Source organism: Bowdeniella nasicola, assembly GCF_900107735.1.
GTDB lineage: Bacteria > Actinomycetota > Actinomycetes > Actinomycetales > Actinomycetaceae > Bowdeniella > Bowdeniella massiliensis.
Window position 1 is genome coordinate 1 of record NZ_FNQV01000008.1, and the last position, 16,848, is coordinate 16,848.

Below are 16,848 nucleotides of genomic sequence, written 5' to 3' on the forward strand. Positions count from 1 at the left end.
TTTTCGAAGTCGTACCGTTACGCGAATTCGCGTGCGCTGCCGCGTCAGCTGCGCCTTTCTCGTACCCCAGGTGGCTCGTCAGCTCCGCTTGCAGGCCACGTTCAAGAGCTGCTTTAACCAGGGCAGGCACGAAACCACCATCACCAGTCAGCTCCACCTCCCCCGCATCGATCTGAGCGAACAAGGCATCAAGCTGCCCCGAAGCTTTGAGCTGATCAACCAGGTCCTGACCCGAAGGCCTACCCGGCAAAGATTTATCGAACATAGTCATGATAATCACCGTTCCTTCCGACACGGCTTACACAAACTATTTGACACCCCCAGTAGCGCCCCTGCTGCGATGCGTCGTCCCTGCTGTACCCATACCCATGCCAGCAGCACGATCCAGATGGCCTCGTTCGGGGCGTTCTGACGGCTGCTGAGGACGAGGGCTTCCAGCTCTCTGCTACGACCCTGTATCCACCGAACGATGGCGAGTTGCCCGAGCAAGAGGCTTCGCGTCCTGCTTCCTCCGATGCCGTCTGTGCGGCTCAGTCCTGCGTCGATGATGGCTTCAGATCGGTTCAGTTGCCCGTCGATGATGGCGCGCAGGCATCGAAACCACCCTGTCACCTCTTCGTCTTCCAACCACGGGATCGCCGTCAACAATGCTCCACTGGGGTTCAGGACGCGGTCGAGTTCTGTTACTGTCCCGCTCTCCGCGAGCTCCGCCAGGAGGAGGAAGTATGCGCCGGAGATGAGCTCGCGTTCACCACTGTTCTGCGCAATACGCAGCGCCTCCCGGCAGTTCTTCAAGCGCCGGTCGATCGACGAGTCGAGCGCGGGCGCGACGCAGTCGGCCAGCAGAGCCCACGCGATCGACGGATCGTCCCCCGCTTCCTGCGTCTCCGAGTAGGCGGTCTTTGCCGCCATCCGAGCGGATACAAGGTCGACGCCATACAGCGCACACGCACGGAGCGCTTGAAGTCGGGATCGCTCTGCGTGCTCATGTGGCGGAAGCCGAGCGAGCGATGCAGCGAGATCCTCTGCTCGCGCTGTCGACTCTGCAGCGGAGCAGTGCAGCAGTGACACTACGGAGAAGCTCATACTCCATGAGGTTAAGAACCCCGATGAGAGTCTTCTGTCACCTCGCCCGAGCCTTCTCGTGAAAGTTGGCTTTCACGATTATTGAAATCCCCAGCGCTACGTTGTGGGCGGTGCCGTGTCGGATCGTATCCGTGCTCGGCCATTCATGAGGACTGCACCCACCAGCGATTGGAAGGTAACTGATGACCACGTCTGACAGGCAGCAGCGCCCACGACGTCGTAAACGAAGGAAACAGGCATCTGGGCTCAGCATTGCTGCGGCAGGCGCGATGATTGCAGGGGCTCTTTCCCCGTCACCCGCCTGGGCAACTGAGGTTACGGTGACGACCGGTGCGGAGTTGATTCAGGCTATCGAGGACGCGAACGCGACGCCGGGGTTTGACACCATCACAATTAACGCGCCGATCGTGTTGGAAGCTGACCTGCCGCAGATCACGGATGGCCTGTTCATTCAGGGCGTGAACGGGGCTGCTGTCGACGGAAACGCCGGTGCGCATCGGGCGATCATCGCCGAGAATATCGACCTCTTGAGCATCGAAGGGGTCGACTTTCGGGCGCTCCGCGGGAGCGCGATCCATGCGTCTGATGTGGCCGAGCTCGTGATCTTCAGTGTCGGCGTCGAGCAGGCCACGGGTCACGGAGTCTACGTGTACGGCAATGGCACGAGAATAGAGAAGAGTGCTCGCCGCCGTTAGCGGCTCTTCAAGCGCATCGAGGCGATGCCGGAGTACAACATGTGGGCCACGTTAGGCGGCGGCCTGTCGGGGTGCAAGGTTTTTATTTGGCCCATCGCGACCGCCCGCTTTGACGCGCGAGAGGTGCGGTGCGGCCCTACGGTAGGGATATGACTGAGACATCCCACCTGCGAATCTTGAACCGTCAGCACCTTGAAAGTTTGGACCTTGGGTGGGATGACCTCATGGACGCGATCGATGATGCGTTCACACAGAAATTGAAGGGGCAGGTCCAAAATCCGGCAAAGCCTAAGGTAGCAAGCCGGCCGGACTCCTTCTTTAATGCGATGCCGGCTTACCTTGGCGGCAGCGACCAGGTGGGACTGAAGTGGGTGTCCGGCGTGGATAGCAATAAAGCGGAGGGTCTGCCCTATATCTATGGCTCGATGATCCTGAATGACGCCGCGACGGGGCGCCCGATCGCGCTGCTTGATGGTGGTTGGCTCACCGACATTCGCACCCCGGCCGTTTCCGCAGCCGTCCTGCGTGCGCTTAATCGATCCGTGCGTCGCCTCGCGATCATCGGGGCGGGAGTTCAGGCCCGCGGCCACCTCGCCGCCGCGCTGCATACCTGCCCATCGATCGAACACGTGACGATCTACGATCGCACGCCAGATAAGGCCGCGGCCGTGCTCGCAGGTGCCGGCGAGCGAGAGACGCACGTCGCCGAAGGCCCCGAGGCCGCCGTTCAGGACGCCGACCTCATCATCACGACCGTGACTCGCGCCCTGGAGCCTCGGCTGGATTGCGATACGGCGGACCCGAACGCCATCTTGCTACCCGTCGACTATGACGACGCTCTGTCACCGCGTGCCATCAACGACTCCGCGCTATTCGTCGTCGATGACATCGACCAGTACACCAATGTCGCAGCTCGCGGGGATAACTTTGGCGAACTGAAAGACCCGGATGGCGAGAGCGCGCAGCTCATCACCCGGTCCCTCAGCTTGCCCCCTGACGGCCGCATTTGCGTCATGAACCTCGGGCTGGCCCTGGAAGATGTCGCGATTGCGAGCCTCTGCTTGCAGCGCGCCGAAGAGCGCAATATTGGAACCCTCGTCGAGTTTCCTTAACGCGGCCTGACGGAAAATGCGTAATCTGCGGTGGAGGTCGAAGTCACCATCGGCGGGTGCAGGTCGCGCATCCGGAAGATTTGGCGTTTCTTCACCAGGTACCAGGTAATGACGAGGGAGCCTGCAAGAATCGCAGCTAATATTCCCAACGAGAACCAATACGTCGACATTGCACCGCCCGAGATCGCAACGCGGAATGCGTCCACGCTGTATTTCATGGGGGAGATCTTCGCGATGAATTGGTAGAACGGGCCAAGCATTTGCGGTGGGAATGTCCCGCCTGATGCCGGCAACTGTAAGATCAGCAAGACCAAGAAAAGCGCAGTTTGGGGAGAGCCAAGTAAGAGCCGAATCCAGTATCCGAGCGCCATAAAGGATAGCGACGTTACGGCGATCAGTAGCAAATACAGGATCGGATGCACCGGATCCAAACCAAGCAGTGCCCATACTCCAAGTCCCATAATCAGGCCTCCCATGAGCGCGATTGCGCCGACGGGTCCGAAGCCGAAAAAGGCGAGTCGAGCTGGGCGCGCACGAGAGGAAAGAGCCCGACCGGAAATTGTACGGACCACGAGGAAGGTCGAAACTGCGGCGATCCACAACGCGATGGAAAAGAACATGGGAGCCAGTCCGCGTCCGTACGTCTGGGCATCGTGAGTAACGACCTGCTCCACATCTACGGGGGAGGACATAATGGTAGCCAGGTTTGTCCGCTCGTCCTCGCTGAGATCTGGCAGCTGCTGCACGCCATCGGCCAACTTTGTCGCTAGTTCGTGAGCGCCATCTGATAGCTGAGGAACGGCAGTGTCGAGCCGTCCGAGTGCATCTGAAAGCTGGAGGACTCCGCTGACGAGCTGTGGGGCCTTGGACAAGAAAGCGGAAGATGCGGAACGAACGTCACTCAGAGCACTATTAACTTCCGCTGAAGTGCCATCGATAGCATCCAGGCCCTCATTGAGGTTCTTTCCTGCACGATCTAACGCCGCAGCGGAGTCTGTCAGCGTCGATGAGGCCGCATTCAAAGCGTTAGCAGACGATGCCAGCAGCGCTGGATCCAGCCCCACAGAAAGGTCGGCACTGAGTTTTGCGTGGCCCGCCAGCTTGGTGGTGACGGTGCTTTGACTTTCGAGTGACGCTGCGATTTCTCTTTCGATGCTCGCGATGAAATCGGGGTCCTCCGCTAGGGCTGGATTCTGACGCAGTTTGACGACGAGATCCCTGGAGGCCGAGAGGTGCTTGTGGGAATTAGCGATGAGGCCGCCATCAGCTCCCGTGAGGAGATCAATATCGATATTCGCGAGACTGACGGCTTTGTCCTGCAAATCTGGCAGCGTGGTGTCGAAATAGTTCTTGATTGGAGCCAGTGAATTCTTGATGTTCGATGCCCCGAGATTTACCGTAGGCCCCACACCAGCTAGCTCGCGACCTGCCGCTCGGAAACTTCGCCCCGCATCACTTACTCCAGTTGCTGCCGAGTCGAGAGCGCTTAGCCCCGAATTGAGTCGGTCAATTTCGCTCTGCATAGATCCGGTGTCGATGTCCGTAACGGCTTCGTTCAGTTGATGAACGCCGTTCTTGACTTGACTGAGGCCAGAATCGAGTTGCGCAGAACCATCCGCGGCGGCTTGCATACCTGACTTAATGGTGTCCAGGTTGGTGAAGAGCGCGTTGAAGTAGGCTGCAGAGACGGTGGAATCCAGCGTCTTAGAAAGGGTGTCGTCGGCTTTTCCGGTCAACGTTCCGATAATGAAGCCGTTTGCGTCATCACGATGAAGAGTGATGGTGGCGCGTTTGGGATCGAAGGCACCGGCACTCACGAGATTTGAAGAGAAATTCTCAGGCACGGTGACAACCATGAAGTACTCGCCGGCTGTGAGCCCCTCTTCGGCTCGCGTTTGGTCGGTTCCGAGAAACTGCCAGTCAAAAACGGGGTTTGAACGCAGTGCAGCTTCAAACTCTTTTCCCGCGGAGATGGTCTTGTCATTGAATGTTGCGGGCTTGTCCTTGTTAACGACCGCAACTTTGATGTTGTCGATATGAGCGTAGAGATCCCAGTTCGCGTGCAGATAGATGCCGCCATACAGCAGCGGAATCAACAGAATAAAGATGAGGGCGAGGCGCGACAGGCCCTTAAATCGGCGAAATTCGTAGGTGAGGTAACGAGAAAGATGTGTCATGAGCCGTGCTGTGAGGTCGTGCGAGTGATGATGGTTTCGTCCACTGGTTGATCCGCGTCGGGATCATCAGGACTGTCTGGGTCGGCGTCAACCGTCTCGATATCAACGGGAGTGTCATGTATCGCGGCGACGTAGGGCACGGCCTTATGGCCGAGCCGAATTCGGATGCTGCCAGCTGGCGCGGTGTCTGCATCGATGGCGGAGGTAATGATCGCGCAACCGTCCAGCTCGGTGAGACGGGCAAGGCACTCAAACATCTCAAATTGGCGTGAGTGCGGCACGACCATATCGACGTCGTCGATGACAACAACGCTCGTCGGGCGGAGCATGGCGAGCCCAGCAGAGACAACAACGCGCGTGAGCGGGTCCAACTGTTCGATTTCCACGTTGCGGTCAACGCAATAGCCCAGCAACTGCTCAATGTCGTTTGCGCGGTCCTCGGCCGCGGCGATGGAAATGCCATCTAAGTAGGCGCGCTCTGCAATTGACTCGCTTATCGTCAAGCGGTCCTCGGGCGCGACATAGTTGCCGAGGCGCGCCACGGAGGAATGGACGATTGCCGCGTATGGGTCAGCAATTGCGTCGATGCCGTTGATGTAAAGCGAGCCAGAAAGCGGTCGAAACCGTCCGGCGAGTGCAAGCAGGAGTGCAGATTTGCCAGATCCCCGCGCACCGTGAACGATCACCAGGTCGCCTGCCTCAACGGTAAGATCGAGGGGGCCAAAGATGGTGCCCTGCTGAGCAGTGGCGCTCAGTGCGCGGGCTTGAATTAGCGACTGCGATTCGGTCATGACAGGACTCCCTGGAGGTTCTGCCGGAAGACATCGGACAAAACATCCTCGGTCAAGATTGCGGTGCCAGTGGAAAGCTCCAGGGCAATGACGTTGATGAGCGCGAGCATGGAAACTGCCAACACATGGATACGGTGCTCACCCGCGGCGGCAATAGCGGGGTGAGTCTTGCACGCTTGGGTGAAGGCCGTGACGCGATCGGCGTAGAGCTGTCCATAGGTGGTCGCGGCGGCCTCGTCTCGGCCCACGTGAGAACGCAGTTCACTGAGCGCCAGCTGCCAGGGCGCAAGTTCTGGCAACGCCTCAGAAACTCGATGCGACAGGACATCCAGCAGTTCATCCTTCGTTTCAGTTTCAGCAAATGCGCGCTCGACGACGCGCATCACCAGATCCTGACCGTTAGCGATTCGGCGCTGATAGACGGTATGGAACAACTCAAGCTTCGATCCAAAATTCGAGTAAATGGCGCCTTTTGTGTATCCCGCGGACCGTGCAATGTGGTTCAACGAGGTGGCGTCATAACCCAATTCGAGGAAGGAGGACTCAGCCGCGGCGAGGATCGCGTGTCGCACATCCGCCTTCTTAGGCCGACTGCCAACCACGGGTGCTTGTTCAGGCATCACGCCACCTTTCATACGATACCGGCGGTATTCAATACCGCCGGTATCTAGTCTGCGTCGGCTGCCCGCTGCCGACAAGTGGTGAAGTGGGCGAGCTGTGTCACAACCAGCGCGGGGCGATATTCTCTTCGAATTCTCAACGGTTCGATGGGCGATCACGACCGATGCGGCTGTATAACAGTGCGCGCCAGAGACCCGCTGCGTCATGGAGACAAAACGAGCGCTCGTTCAATGACGATTTCCGTACAGTTCTACCCAGGCGCGGGCAGGCATGTCCTTGGGCAGGGAGGTTCGCCGCAGGTTGTGCCTCGCGAGGAATGTGGTCGCCGTATGGTTGTTCGGTAACGCCCGGCTGCGCTCGAGGATCTCGCCAAGCCCGCGTCCCTTGGCGGTAAAGACCCGATGAACGAGGCCTTGGTACGGTTTGCGCTGGTTCAGTGGCAGCAACGGGTGATCGCGTCGCTTCATACGCAGTAAGCCACCATCGACACTGGGCCGCGGCACAAAGGCCTCGGCTGGCACCTTGTTGTCCAGTGTGAAGTCGAAGCACGGCTCCCATTGGACAGTCATCATGCTCGCGCCCGCCGACGAGCGACCTCCCATTGCATGAGAAGGATTGCCTCGCTCCACCCAGAGGAGTGCAACACTTTGCGCAACATCGCGGTGGTGAGGTGGAATGGCAGGTTCCCGACAATGACGTGGGGACGTTGGGGAAGGTGAAAGGCAAGGAAGTCGTGGTGGATGACCGTAACGTCACCGGGCACGATGCGTCGTAGCTCCCGGACGTTGGCCGCATCGATGTCGACGGCTGTTAGCGGCCGGTCGAACCTCGCCAGGGGCAGCGTGATCGCGCCGCGTCCGGGACCAATTTCAAAGATCGGACCGTCAGTAGCGTGGACGAGGTGGATGATCCGACGGATTACGGCGTGATCCGTGAGATAGTTCTGGCCATGCTCATGACGGCCAGCAGAATAACGTGGCATGTTGGGCTCCGAAGCGTATGTGGGAGCCGGGCTGGCAAAGACACCGCCCGGCTTGGATACCGAGACGGGGAGCAGAAGAGAAAGAAAGAGAGTGCTCGCCGCCGTTAGCGGATCTTCAAGCGCATTGAGGCGATGCCGGAGTACAACATGTCGGCCACGATAGATGCTGGCGCCCCGAGGAGAGTCGCGGGTAGAACCCCTCACAAGCCGAGGCAATTGTGCTGCCGGACACATTGTCTGTTTAACTAGGCACATGCCACGAATCATCATCGGCGATGAGCCGCTAACGATCGATGACGTCGTCGTCATTGCTCGGCATGGCGCACTTTTAGACCTATCTGCTGCCGCATGGCAGCGAGTGCGCGAGGCCCGCACCGTCGTCGACACCCTTGCCGGATCCGATACGCCGCACTATGGCGTCTCCACGGGATTCGGTGCCCTTGCGACCACTCATATTCCGCCAGATCGCCGCGCGCAGCTGCAGCGTTCGCTCGTCCGCTCGCATGCCGCCGGCAGCGGCCAAGAGGTCGAAGACGAGGTTACGCGCGCCATGATGGCGATCCGCATCCAGTCGCTTGCGACCGGCTACACGGGCATCCGGCCCGAGACGCTGCAGACCTATATCGATGTCTTAAACGCCGGCATCGTCCCCGTCGTGCAGGAGTATGGATCGCTCGGCTGCTCCGGTGATCTATCGCCGCTCGCGCACTGCGCGCTTGCGCTCATGGGGGAGGGGCGGGTTCGGCTCAATGGCGCGGAGCTGAGCGCGGCCGACGCACTCGCCGAGTGCGGTATCGCTGCCGTGGAGCTAACCGAGAAGGAGGGCCTCGCGCTCATCAATGGCACCGATGGCATGCTCGCCATGGCGTGCCTCGCGATCGCTGACCTCCGCGTCCTGCTCGATACCGCGGACCTCGCGACGGCAATGAGTGTTGACGCACTGCTCGGTACCGATGCGGCATTCGCCCCCGAGCTCATAGCGCTGCGCCCCCAGGTGGGGCAGCAAAAGTCCGCGGCGCAGATCACCGAGTTCATGGCCGATAGCGAGATTCGCGCCTCGCATAAGGACATCGACGATGGGATCGTTCAAGACGCCTATTCGCTGCGATGCGCTCCCCAGGTGACGGGCGCCGCGCGTGACACGCTCGACTTCGCTACCACGATCGCGACGCGGGAGCTGTCGGCCGCGATCGATAACCCGGTGATTTACGACGGGCAGATCGCCTCCAACGGCAATTTCCACGGCGCGCCAGTCGGATATATCCTCGACTTCCTTGCTATCGCGTGCGCCGATCTGGCCTCGATCTGCGAGCGGCGAACCGACCGCCTGCTCGATACCAAGCGCAGTCACGGCCTGCCACCCTTCCTCGCGCACGAGGTCGGGGTCGATTCCGGGATGATGATCGCCCAGTACACCTCAGCGGGTATCGTCTCCGAACTCAAGCGCCTGGCCGCGCCCGCCTCTGTCGATTCGATTCCGTCCTCGGCGATGCAAGAAGACCACGTCTCGATGGGCTGGGCCGCCGGACGCAAGCTGCGTCGGGTGATCGATGGCCTCACGCGCGTCATTGGGATCGAGATCCTGTGCGCTGCCCGCGGCCTGCAGCTGCGGGCGCCGCTTGCCCCCTCCCCGTCGGCCAGCCGCGTCATCGACGCCCTTGCAACCGCCGGAGTGGCGGGACCTGGGCCCGATCGATTCCTTTCTCATGACATTGATATCGCCGTCACCCTCGTGGCGAGCGGAGCCGCACTCGCGGCCGGACGCAAGGAGAATATATGAGCTCGCCCCGCCCCGTCGCCGCCCCGCGCGGCACCGATTTGACTGCCCGCTCCTGGAGCACCGAAGCGCCGCTGCGCATGCTGATGAACAACCTCGATCCCGAGGTCGCCGAGCGCCCCGATGACCTCGTCGTCTATGGCGGCACCGGCCGCGCCGCACGCAGCTGGCAGGCCTTTGACGCGATGGTGGCGACGCTGCGCGATCTGCGTGAAGACGAGACGATGCTCGTCCAGTCGGGAAAGCCCGTCGGCGTATTGCAGACGCACGAATGGGCCCCGCGCGTGCTCATCGCGAACTCGAACCTCGTCGGGGATTGGGCGACGTGGCCCGAGTTTCGGCGGCTGGAGGCGATGGGACTGACGATGTTCGGCCAGATGACGGCCGGCTCGTGGATCTACATCGGCACGCAGGGCATCGTGCAGGGTACCTTCGAGACGTTTGCTGCGATCGCCGATAAGCGTTTTGGGGGAACCCTTGCCGGGACCCTGACGCTGACGGCGGGTTGCGGCGGCATGGGCGGCGCGCAGCCGCTGGCTGTCACGCTCAACGGCGGCGTCTGTCTCATCATCGACGTCGACCCGCACCGCCTGCACCGGCGCGTGGAGCACCGCTACCTCGATGAGGTCGCCGATAACCTCGACGATGCGCTGCAGCGCGTTCGCCTGGCGAAGCAGGAGCGGCGCGCGTTGAGCGTCGGGCTCGTTGGCAACGCCGCCGAGCTGCTGCCTGAGATCCTGCGACGCGACGTCGAGGTCGACATCGTGACCGACCAGACGAGCGCGCACGACCCGCTGAGCTACCTTCCGATAGGCATCGACCTGGCCGACTGGGCTGATGCGGCCGCGCGGGATCCGGAGGGCTTTACGGCGCGGGCGAGAGAGTCGATGGCGCGCCACGTTGAGGCGATGGTGGGCTTTATGGACCGCGGCGCCGAGGTGTTTGATTACGGCAACTCCATTCGCGATGAGGCACGCCAGGGCGGATTCGATCGCGCCTTTGACTTCCCGGGCTTTGTGCCCGCCTATATCCGGCCGCTGTTTTGTGAGGGCAAGGGGCCCTTCAGATGGGCGGCGCTGTCGGGAGATCCGCAGGATATCGCCGTGACCGATGAGGCCGTGCTCAAGCTGTTTCCCGACAACGAGCGCCTGCACACCTGGATTCGCGGCGCCCAAAAGGAGATCGCATTCCAGGGGCTGCCGGCCCGCATTTGCTGGCTCGGCCAGGGCGAGCGTGACAAGGCCGGTGAGGTCTTCAACCAGCTCGTCGCCGACGGCAGCCTGAAAGCGCCGATCGTCATCGGCCGGGATCACCTCGATACCGGCTCGGTTGCCTCGCCTTACCGCGAGACCGAGGCGATGAAGGACGGGTCGGATGCGATCGCCGACTGGCCGCTGCTGAACGCGCTGACCGCCGCATCCTCGGGCGCCACGTGGGTCTCGATCCATCACGGCGGGGGCGTCGGGATGGGACGCGCGATCCACGCCGGGCAGGTTTCGCTCGCCGATGGCACCGAACTCGCGGCGCAAAAGCTCGCGCGGGTCCTCACCAACGATCCCGCCCTGGGCGTGCTGCGGCACGCCGATGCGGGGTACGAGGGCGCCCGCGCCGTCGCTCGCGAGCAGGGCCTGAGAATCCCGATGGACGGCACCGATGAGCATCGCTGATTCGCTCGCCGAACTCTTCGCTCGCATCGAAGCGATCGGCCGCACCGAGCAGGGCGGCTATCGCCGCTTTGCCCTCACACCCGAAGACGAGGAACTGCGCGAGTTCTTCGCCGCCGAGGTCACCAGCCGCGGACTGCGTTATGAGGTCGATACCGCCGGCAACCAGTGGGGCTGGTGGCAGGAGGGCGACGGGCCCGCCGTCGTGACCGGCTCCCACCTCGACTCGGTGCCCGACGGCGGCGCCTTCGATGGCCCCCTCGGCGTGCTCTCCGCACTCCTGGCGATCGACGAATTGCGCGGCCGCGGCATCACGCCGCGTCGTCCCATCGCAGTCGTGAGCTTCACCGAGGAGGAAGGCGGGCGCTTCCCGCTGGCCTGCCGCGGCTCGCGTGTGCTCACGGGTGCCGTCGACGCGGAGACCGTCGGCGAGCTGAAAGACCCTGCCGGAACGCGCCTAGCCGACGCGCTCGACGGCGCGGAGCTTGCCGCGGATCCGGAGCTCGTTTCGCGCATCGGCGCCTACGTCGAGCTGCACATCGAGCAGGGCCGCAACCTCGCGACGATGGGGGATCAGGCCATCGCCGTCGCCTCGGCGATCTGGCCGCACGGCCGCTGGCGCCTGCAGCTGAGCGGCGTCGCCGACCACGCGGGCACCACCCGGCTAGCCGACCGCGATGACGCACTCATCAAGGCCGCGCGCATCATCCTCGCGGTGCGAGAGGCCGCCGAACAAACCGGTACGCTCGCGACCGTCGGCGCCCTCGACGTCTCGCCCGGCGCCATCAACGCGATCCCCTCGGGCGTCGAGCTCTTCATCGACGCGCGCGCCGAGACCATGGCCAAGCTCGATGACGTCATCGCGCGCATCACCCAGGCTGCGAGCAGCGAGGGTGGCGACGTGCACCGCATCTCGCTCACGCCCGAGACGAGTTTCCATCCCGGCCTTTCCCACGCGCTCGCCGAACGCTGCCATGCCCCCTTGCTCGCCACGGGCGCCGGACACGACGCGGGAATCCTCGCCGATGCGGGAGTGCCGGCGACGATGCTGTTCGTGCGCAATCCGACGGGCGTGTCGCATTCGCCGCACGAGCACGCGGAGCTCACCGACTGCGAAGCAGGCGTGCTGGCCCTGGCGGACTGCCTCGAGTTTCTCGCCACCGCCGAGCAGCTGCCATGACGACGTATGCGGCCTCCCGCGCCCTCGTCGATGGCGAGCTCGCGAGCGACGTGCGACTCACGGCGGTCGGCGGGCGCTGGGAGAAGATCGAGACGAACGCGCCGGCGCGCGGCGAGGATATTCGCCTACCCGGCATCATCCTGCCCGCCGCAACCAACGCCCATTCGCATGCCTTCCACCGCGCCCTGCGCGGGCGCACCCACGAGGGCGGCGGCACGTTTTGGACATGGCGCGAGGTCATGTACGAGGCCGCGGCGCGATTGGACCCGGAACGCTACTACCGCCTCGCGCGTGCCACCTACGCCGAGATGGTCGCCGCCGGCTACAGCGCCGTCGCCGAGTTCCACTATGTCCACCATGCGCCCGGCGGCGAGCGCTACGACGACCCGAACGCTATGGCCAAGGCCCTCATTGCCGCAGCCTCCGATGCCGGAATCGCGCTCACCCTGATCGACGTGTGCTACCTGCGAGGCGGCATCGACGCGGGCTCCCACCTCGAGCTCGACCCGTTGCAGCGCCGCTTTAGCGACGGCAGCGTTGCCGCCTTCGCCGCCCGCACCGCGCGGCTGCGCGAGGAAGCCGAAGGCCAGGCCACCTTCGCGCTCGCCGCCCACTCGGTGCGTGCCCTCACCCCAGGCGAGCTGCGCGAGCTCGCAGCTCTTGCGGGTGAACTCGAGAGCCTGGTGCACGTCCACGCGAGCGAACAGCTCGTCGAGGTAACCGCCTGCCGCGAACTCACCGGGATGAGCCCAATCGAGCTCCTGGCCGACACGGGTCTGCTCACCTCGCGCACGAGCATCGTCCACGGCACGCACTTATCTGAGGGCGATATCGAGCTGCTGGCGAACACCGGCGCGAGCGTGATCTTCTGTCCGACGACGGAACGCGACCTCGCCGATGGCATCGGTCCCGCGGCCGCGCTCGCCGCGGCTGGAGTGCCGCTCGCCATCGGATCCGACCAGCACGCCGTGATCGATCCGTTTTCCGAACTGCAGGCGCTGGAGGGCCACGAACGCCTCGCCAGCCACGAGCGCGGTCACTTCAGCCCCGCCCGCCTGCTAGACATCGCGAGCTTCGGCCCGTGCATCGGCGAGCCAGTGATGGGCCTGCGCCGCGGCGCGCCCGCCGATCTCATCGCAATCGACGACGCCTCGGCGCGCACGGCCGGCGCCACCGGGGCCGGGATAGTTATGGCCGCGAGCGCCGCTGACGTGACCGACGTCGTTGTCCGAGCGCGCCACGTCGTATCCGAATCCCGCCACGAGCTCGGTGACGTTGGCGAGCTCCTGAGCTGCGCCCTGGAGGAGCTATGGCAAGCACCCTAGTCACCGGAATCTCCCAACTCGTCACCTGCGATGGCGAGCCGGACGATCCGCTCGGCCTCCTGCGCGATGCCGCCGTGATCGCCGAGGACGGCGTGATCACCTGGATCGGACCTGCCGCCCGCGCCCCCGAGGCCGACGGCGCGATCGATGTCGAAGGCCGCTGCGTCCTACCCGGTTTCGTCGACTCCCACAGCCACCTCATCTTCGCCGGCGATCGCGCTTCCGAGTTCGCGGCCCGCATGACCGGCACTCCCTATGACGGCGGCGGCATCGCGACGACGGTCGCGGCAACTCGCGCCGCAAGCGATGATGAGCTGCGCGCCCTGCTGCACCAGCGACTTACTGCCGCTCGCGCACTTGGCAGCCACACGATCGAGATCAAATCCGGCTATGGCCTCGAGACGGAAACGGAAGCGCGCCTGCTACGCCTGGCGCGCGAGGTCACCGAGGAGACGACCTACCTTGGCGCGCACGTCGTCCCCAGCGGCAGCGACCGGCGCGACTATCTCGATCTCGTCACCGGCGAGATGCTCGCCGCGTGCGCACCGCACGCGCGGTTCGTTGACGTCTTTTGTGAGCCGCATTCGCCGCACGCGTTTACGGGCGAGGAATCCGAGGAGGTGCTGCGCGCTGGGATCGGTGCGGGCCTGACCCCGCGGCTGCACGGCAACCAGCTCGGTTACGGCCCCGGCATCCAGCTCGCCTGCGAGATGCAGGCCGCGAGCGTCGACCACTGCACCTTCATCTCCGATGCGGACCTGTCGGCCCTTGCCGATTCTCGGGACACGACGGTCGCGACACTGCTGCCGGGCGTCGAGTTTTCCACCCGGCAGCCCTATCCGGACGCGCGCCGGCTACTGGACGCCGGCGTCAGCGTAGCCCTCGCCTCCGATTGCAATCCGGGCACCTGCTATTCCTCCTCCATGCCGCTCATGATCCAGCTCGCGGTCCGCGAGATGGGGATGACGGTGGCCGAGGCGCTCCTCGCCGCGACACGAGGTGGCGCCGCAGCCTTGCGACGCGGCAATATTGGCTCCATCACCCTCGGCGCCAAGGCTCACCTCAACGTCCTTGACGCCCCCCATTACGAACACCTCGCCTATCAAATCGGGGTGCCGCTGGTATCCCCGATCACCACTATTGAAGGAGTGAACGCATGAGCAAAGGTTTTAGGATTGGCCTGCTGCCACGGATCGGTATCGCGATCGTGGCGGGCATCCTCATTGGTCTGATCGCGCCGGATTGGTTGACGCGAATCTTCGTGACCTTCAACGTCGTCTTTGGTCAATTCCTGAGTTTTGCCATCCCGCTCATCATCGTTGGTCTCATTACCCCCGCGATCGCTTCCCTCGGCCGTGGCGCGGGCAAATGGCTCGGGATCACGGCGGGCCTTGCCTACCTTTCGACCCTGTTCGCCGGTTTCCTCGCGCTTCTCGTGGGTCTCGTCATCTACCCCTATATCCTCTCGCGCGGCACTGTCGAAGATCAGGGCAACCCCGAAGATGCGCTGCTGGCGCCCTTCTTCACCATCGAGATGCCGCCGATCTTCGGCGTCATGACGGCCCTCATTCTCGCCTTCGTGCTGGGCGTGGGCCTGACGATCACGCGCGGACGTACCCTGTTCCAGGCGGCGATTGAGTTCCGCGAGATTATCAATAAGGTCATCTCGACGATCATCATCCCGCTGCTGCCGATCTACATCTTCGGCATCATTTTGAACATGACGGTGGCGGGTGAGGTCTTCCGCGTTATCGGTACGTTCCTCTCGATCATCGTCGTCGTCTTCCTACTGACCCTCGTGGTGTTGCTCGTTCAGTTCTCGATCGCGGGCGCGATGAACAAGACCAACCCGTTCACGATGCTCAAGACGATGCTGCCGGCCTATGCCACCGCGCTTGGTACGTCATCTTCGGCGGCGACAATCCCGGTGACGTTACGCCAGGCCATGAAGATGGGCGTCAGCGAGCCCGTCGCATCCTTCGTGATTCCGCTGTGCGCCACCGTGCACCTGGCCGGTTCGACGCTGAAGATCACGAGCTTCGCGCTCGCCATCATGTACATCTCCGGAATCCCGATCAATATCGGGCTGATGGTCGGCTTCATCTTCATGCTGGGCATCACGATGGTCGCGGCGCCCGGCGTTCCGGGCGGCGCGATCGTTGCGGCATCCGGTCTGCTGACCTCGATGCTCGGCTTCAGCGAGCCCGAGGTCGGGCTTATGATCGCGACCTATATCGCGATCGACAGCTTCGGTACCGCCACGAACGTCACCGGTGATGGCGCGATCGCCGCGATCGTCGACAAACTCAGCGCTGGTCGCTTCGGCACCCCGCAGCCTGTCGTGTTAGATCCGGCAGAGGATTCACTCGATGGTCGCGAGGAGGCCTAGGCTAGCGAAACTCAAACGCACGCAGCGCGAAGCTGGGCAACCAGTGCGTTGAGGCATAATTGTCGCCGGTCACCTCTGTAAGGCTTGCTGCAAAGAGGTGATCGGCGGCTTCGCGCAGGCTGCCACCGGCGGCCCCCATGAGGCCCGCGATCCGCCACAGTTGGCCTGCCCGTGACAGGTTCAATCCGTGCCAGTGCACCTGTTGGGCGTCGCGGGAGCCGCGGGTATCAACGGGCTTAGCGAGGACGTGGCGATTATCTAGGCCTGGCAGGAAGGCTGCGATGAAGTCCAATGCTTCGTCGGACGGTAGGCACGCGATGACCGCTTCGCTGATCGTGAGACCGGGGGAGAGGAAGTCGTGGCCGGATCTCTCGAAGTCGGCCGGCCAGTTAGTAAGACCCAAGAACCAATCCCGCACGCGCCGCTGAATGACACTCCCGAGTTGGCGAGCAGCATCCGTGAGCGGATCGTCATTGATTCTCGCGGCAGCGTCGGCCATGAGCGTGGCCGCAAAGGCCGTATTGGAGTGCACCCCGTGAGTAATGGGGGCCAATAGCTGGGAGAAAAACTCGCTCGAGCGCGTGATAAGGAGCTCGGCGAGTGGACGAAGGATCTCGCGCAGTTCACGATCGGCTTCGGCGTAGACCAGGAGAAACCAGGCCCATCCGTAGGGACGCTCATAGCCGGGATTGGCCTGAAAATACTCGCGTTCGGTCACAATGTTCTCGGCGGTGAGGTTGGTGGCGAGTACGGCATCGAGGCTTTCGCTTTCAGGTACTAGCTGCCGCAGCCGCAGGGCTGCCCAGGTCGAGTTCACCGATGAATGCCAGTCGTAGCTGTTTCCAAAAGCCGGATGCGCGAGGTGCGGGTCATGACCGCCAGGTTCCTGATGGAAGTGGGGATCGTGGTAGGGCAGTGACGTCGACAGATTCGAGGTGATGGCGCCGGCGAACGCCGGAGCGTTGGGGTGGGCGAGCATGGTCTAAGTATGTCGCGAATGCAAACGTGATCCATATCCCGTGCGCGTGGGGCGCAAGCGCGAACGAGCT

13 protein-coding genes and 2 pseudogenes are annotated in these 16,848 nt (G+C 63.1%); 8 read left to right on the top strand and 7 right to left on the bottom strand.

Annotated features, from left to right (window positions below; translation table 11 throughout):
- A pseudogene (locus tag BLU67_RS06955) lies at positions 1-265 on the bottom strand (IS256 family transposase); the annotation flags it as partial.
- A gap of 11 nt (positions 266-276) precedes the next feature.
- Complete coding sequence (locus BLU67_RS06960; RefSeq protein WP_092564181.1) at positions 277-912, bottom strand: hypothetical protein; 636 nt, start codon at positions 910-912, stop codon at positions 277-279.
- Between the two features lie 356 nt (positions 913-1,268).
- Between BLU67_RS06960 and BLU67_RS06965 the strand changes: the two genes are divergently transcribed.
- Positions 1,269-1,781: a hypothetical protein gene (locus BLU67_RS06965; protein ID WP_143027364.1), complete on the top strand. Its 513-nt coding sequence runs from the start codon at positions 1,269-1,271 to the stop codon at positions 1,779-1,781.
- A 149-nt stretch (positions 1,782-1,930) separates the two neighbouring features.
- Complete coding sequence (locus tag BLU67_RS06970; protein ID WP_092564187.1) at positions 1,931-2,893, top strand: ornithine cyclodeaminase family protein; 963 nt, start codon at positions 1,931-1,933, stop codon at positions 2,891-2,893.
- On the opposite strand, the gene BLU67_RS06975 is transcribed toward BLU67_RS06970, so the two are convergent.
- The 4 genes and pseudogenes from BLU67_RS06975 to erm form a co-directional block, all read right to left on the bottom strand.
- Positions 2,890-5,070 carry a YhgE/Pip family protein gene (locus BLU67_RS06975; RefSeq protein WP_092564190.1) on the bottom strand — a complete coding sequence of 727 codons (2,181 nt, stop codon included), beginning with the start codon at positions 5,068-5,070 and terminating at the stop codon, positions 2,890-2,892. The two genes, BLU67_RS06970 and BLU67_RS06975, sit on opposite strands and share 4 nt — an antisense overlap.
- Complete coding sequence (locus BLU67_RS06980; protein ID WP_092564193.1) at positions 5,067-5,861, bottom strand: ATP-binding cassette domain-containing protein; 795 nt, start codon at positions 5,859-5,861, stop codon at positions 5,067-5,069. Before BLU67_RS06980 ends, BLU67_RS06975 begins: the two co-directional genes overlap by 4 nt.
- Positions 5,858-6,496, bottom strand: coding sequence for a TetR/AcrR family transcriptional regulator (locus BLU67_RS06985; RefSeq protein ID WP_176780729.1), 639 nt, complete (start codon positions 6,494-6,496; stop codon positions 5,858-5,860). The genes BLU67_RS06980 and BLU67_RS06985 overlap by 4 nt, the downstream gene beginning before the upstream one ends.
- Positions 6,497-6,709: 213 nt before the next feature.
- Positions 6,710-7,464: pseudogene (gene erm / locus BLU67_RS12690) on the bottom strand (23S ribosomal RNA methyltransferase Erm).
- Between the two features lie 253 nt (positions 7,465-7,717).
- Here erm and hutH point away from each other — a divergent pair.
- The 6 genes from hutH to BLU67_RS07020 are packed head-to-tail and all read left to right on the top strand — an operon-like array spanning position 7,718 to position 15,799.
- Positions 7,718-9,244 carry a histidine ammonia-lyase gene (gene hutH, locus BLU67_RS06995; RefSeq protein ID WP_092564199.1) on the top strand — a complete coding sequence of 509 codons (1,527 nt, stop codon included), beginning with the start codon at positions 7,718-7,720 and terminating at the stop codon, positions 9,242-9,244.
- Positions 9,241-10,908, top strand: coding sequence for a urocanate hydratase (locus tag BLU67_RS07000; RefSeq protein ID WP_092564202.1), 1,668 nt, complete (start codon positions 9,241-9,243; stop codon positions 10,906-10,908). Before hutH ends, BLU67_RS07000 begins: the two co-directional genes overlap by 4 nt.
- Positions 10,895-12,085, top strand: a complete 1,191-nt coding sequence (locus BLU67_RS07005; protein WP_092564205.1) for an allantoate amidohydrolase — start codon at positions 10,895-10,897, stop codon at positions 12,083-12,085. The genes BLU67_RS07000 and BLU67_RS07005 overlap by 14 nt, the downstream gene beginning before the upstream one ends.
- Positions 12,082-13,410: a formimidoylglutamate deiminase gene (locus BLU67_RS07010; RefSeq protein WP_092564208.1), complete on the top strand. Its 1,329-nt coding sequence runs from the start codon at positions 12,082-12,084 to the stop codon at positions 13,408-13,410. Before BLU67_RS07005 ends, BLU67_RS07010 begins: the two co-directional genes overlap by 4 nt.
- Complete coding sequence (gene hutI / locus BLU67_RS07015) at positions 13,395-14,570, top strand: imidazolonepropionase (protein WP_092564212.1); 1,176 nt, start codon at positions 13,395-13,397, stop codon at positions 14,568-14,570. The genes BLU67_RS07010 and hutI overlap by 16 nt, the downstream gene beginning before the upstream one ends.
- A complete protein-coding gene (locus BLU67_RS07020) occupies positions 14,567-15,799 on the top strand; it encodes a dicarboxylate/amino acid:cation symporter (RefSeq protein WP_092564215.1) in 1,233 nt (410 codons plus the stop codon). The genes hutI and BLU67_RS07020 overlap by 4 nt, the downstream gene beginning before the upstream one ends.
- A 1-nt stretch (position 15,800) precedes the next feature.
- On the opposite strand, the gene BLU67_RS07025 is transcribed toward BLU67_RS07020, so the two are convergent.
- Positions 15,801-16,778, bottom strand: a complete 978-nt coding sequence (locus BLU67_RS07025; RefSeq protein ID WP_092564218.1) for a DUF2891 family protein — start codon at positions 16,776-16,778, stop codon at positions 15,801-15,803.
- Between the last annotated feature and the right edge of the window lie 70 nt (positions 16,779-16,848).